The 2,157-nt window shown below is 73.0% G+C and carries 3 protein-coding genes; all 3 read left to right on the top strand.

The features are described from left to right. A partial coding sequence (locus tag ON36_RS25340; RefSeq protein ID WP_043658577.1) for an Rv0497 family membrane protein occupies positions 1–327 on the top strand: 327 nt, incomplete at its 5' end. Positions 328–341: 14 nt separating this feature from the next. After that, positions 342–1,229, top strand: a complete 888-nt coding sequence (locus tag ON36_RS25335; RefSeq protein ID WP_043658575.1) for a sugar phosphate isomerase/epimerase family protein — start codon at positions 342–344, stop codon at positions 1,227–1,229. 54 nt (positions 1,230–1,283) lie between these two features. Next, positions 1,284–2,157 (top strand): thioesterase family protein (locus ON36_RS25330; protein ID WP_043658579.1); only part of this gene is annotated, 874 nt, incomplete at its 3' end.

Below are 2,157 nucleotides of genomic sequence, written 5' to 3'. Positions count from 1 at the left end.
GCGGCGGGCAAGCTGCCGGGCCGCGGCGCGGGCAGCCGGGTCGCCCGCCTGACCGGCGACGACGCCAACCGCCGCCAGTGGCTGATCCTCGGCGGGCAGAGCCTGGCGGCGGCGGTCACCGGCATGCTGTTGTTCAAGGGTTTCGAGACCATGTGGGAGACGCTGCCCTGGGTGGCGCTCATGCTCGCGATGCTGGTCATCCTCGGTCTGGTCGCCCTGGTGCGGGTGCTGCGGCGCACCGACGACATCTTCAGCACGGTGATCGCGGTCGTCGTCGGCGTCTTCGTGACGCTGGGACCGCTAGCCTTTCTCTTGAGTACCGGCTGAGTTCAGGAGTGGGTGTGGGGCACCTCGCGCGCGAAGACGTACAGGTGGGGTTGTCGACGGCGTCGGTCTATCCCGAGAACACCCAGGCGGCGTTCCGCTACGCCGCCGAGTTGGGGTACGACGGGGTCGAACTGATGGTGTGGGCGGAGCCCGCCAGTCAGGACATCGCCACCGTCGCGGCGTACAGCAAGCGGTACGGGGTGCCGGTGCTGGCCGTGCACGCGCCGTGCCTGCTGATCTCGCAGCGGGTGTGGGGCGCGGATCCGGTGGCCAAGCTCGAGCGCAGCGTGCAGACCGCCGAGGCGCTCGGCGCGGCGACGGTGGTCGTGCATCCGCCGTTCCGGTGGCAGCGGCGGTACGCGCGCGGCTTCGCGGAGCAGGTCGCCGAGCTGGAGGAGCACCACCCCGTGGTGGTCGCGGTGGAGAACATGTTCCCGATGCGCGCGGACACGCTGTTCCGCGAGGGCGCGGTGCGGCGGCTGGAGCGGCGGTCGGGCCCGGGTCCGGCGGTGAGCGCGTTCAGCCCGTCCTACGACCCGACCGACACCGGCTTCGCCCACTACACCCTCGACCTGTCGCACACGGCGACTGCGGGCGCCGACGCGCTGGCGCTGGCCGAGCGGATGGGCCCCGGCCTGGCGCATCTGCACCTGGCCGACGGCCGTGGCGCGGCCCACGACGAGCACCTGGTGCCGGGCGAGGGCACCCAGCCGTGCGCGGAACTGTGCGAGTACCTGGTGCACACAGGGTTCCGGGGGCAGGCGGTGGCCGAGATCAACACCCAGAACGCGCGCAGCATCTCCGCGCGCTCGGCGATGCTGGCGCGGACCCTCGAGTTCGCCCGCACCCACCTCACCGGCGCCGCCCCGGATCCGCGGCCGACGCCCGCCGATGTGAACTGACTGCTGGGTCACTTCCGGGTTTTCCGGGCGCGCCTCGGCTTGTACGCTGTACGAATGACCGCAGAGCTCGTAACGGACGCCCCGTTCACGCAGGTGTGCGCCCTGACGGAACTGCCCTCCGTCAGCGGGGACGACGCCACCACCGGCCGCTTCACCGGCGTCATCGACCCGACCTGGACGATCGGCCCGAAGGTGCACGGCGGCACCATGGTCGCCGCGAGCGCGGCCGCCGCCACCCGCTGGCTGACCGGCAGCGACCCCGCCCTGGCCGAGATGGCGCCCATCGCCGCCAGCTCCGACTTCCTCGGCGCCCCCGACCCCGGCGAGGTCGAGTACGCCGTGCGGATCACCAAGAAGGGCCGCCAGATCTGCCTGGCCCACACCGACCTCCTGCAGAACGGGCGCACCCTGGTGCGCACCTCGTTCACCTTCGGCCGCCTCGACGACGGCGAGCCGCGCTGGGCGGGCCCGGACACCGACATGCCCGCCGAGCCCACCCCCGACGCGCTGATCTACACGCCGGACTCCCCGATGGGCAAGGTCGTGCACGTCGGCCAGGCCGCGCACGTCGCGCTCGACCCCAGCTGGGCGGAGTTCCTCGGCGGCGGCACCGGCGACCCGCGCCTGCGACTGTGGATCCGCCCGCTCGGCGGCGACGAGCCCGACCCGCGCGTGCGCGCCGCGTTCGCCATGATGGCCGCCGACATGAGCCCGCCCGTGCCGATGAACCTCGGCCACTTCGGCTGGTCGCCCACCGTCCAGATGACCACCTACCTGCGGCGCGTCCCTGCCCCCGGCTGGCTGCGCGTCATCGCGACCTCCCGCGAGGTCGGCGGCCGGATGTTCGACGAGGATCAGCTGGTCATCGACTCCACCGGCGCGGTCGTCGCCCAGAGCCGCCAGCTGGCACTGATCCCGGCCGCCCGCT

The sequence above is a fragment of the Nocardia thailandica NBRC 100428 genome (assembly GCF_000308795.1).
GTDB classification, from domain to species: Bacteria; Actinomycetota; Actinomycetes; order Mycobacteriales; family Mycobacteriaceae; genus Nocardia; species Nocardia thailandica.
Note: the sequence above shows the minus strand (reverse complement) of the source record. Positions and strands in the feature narration are given on the sequence as shown.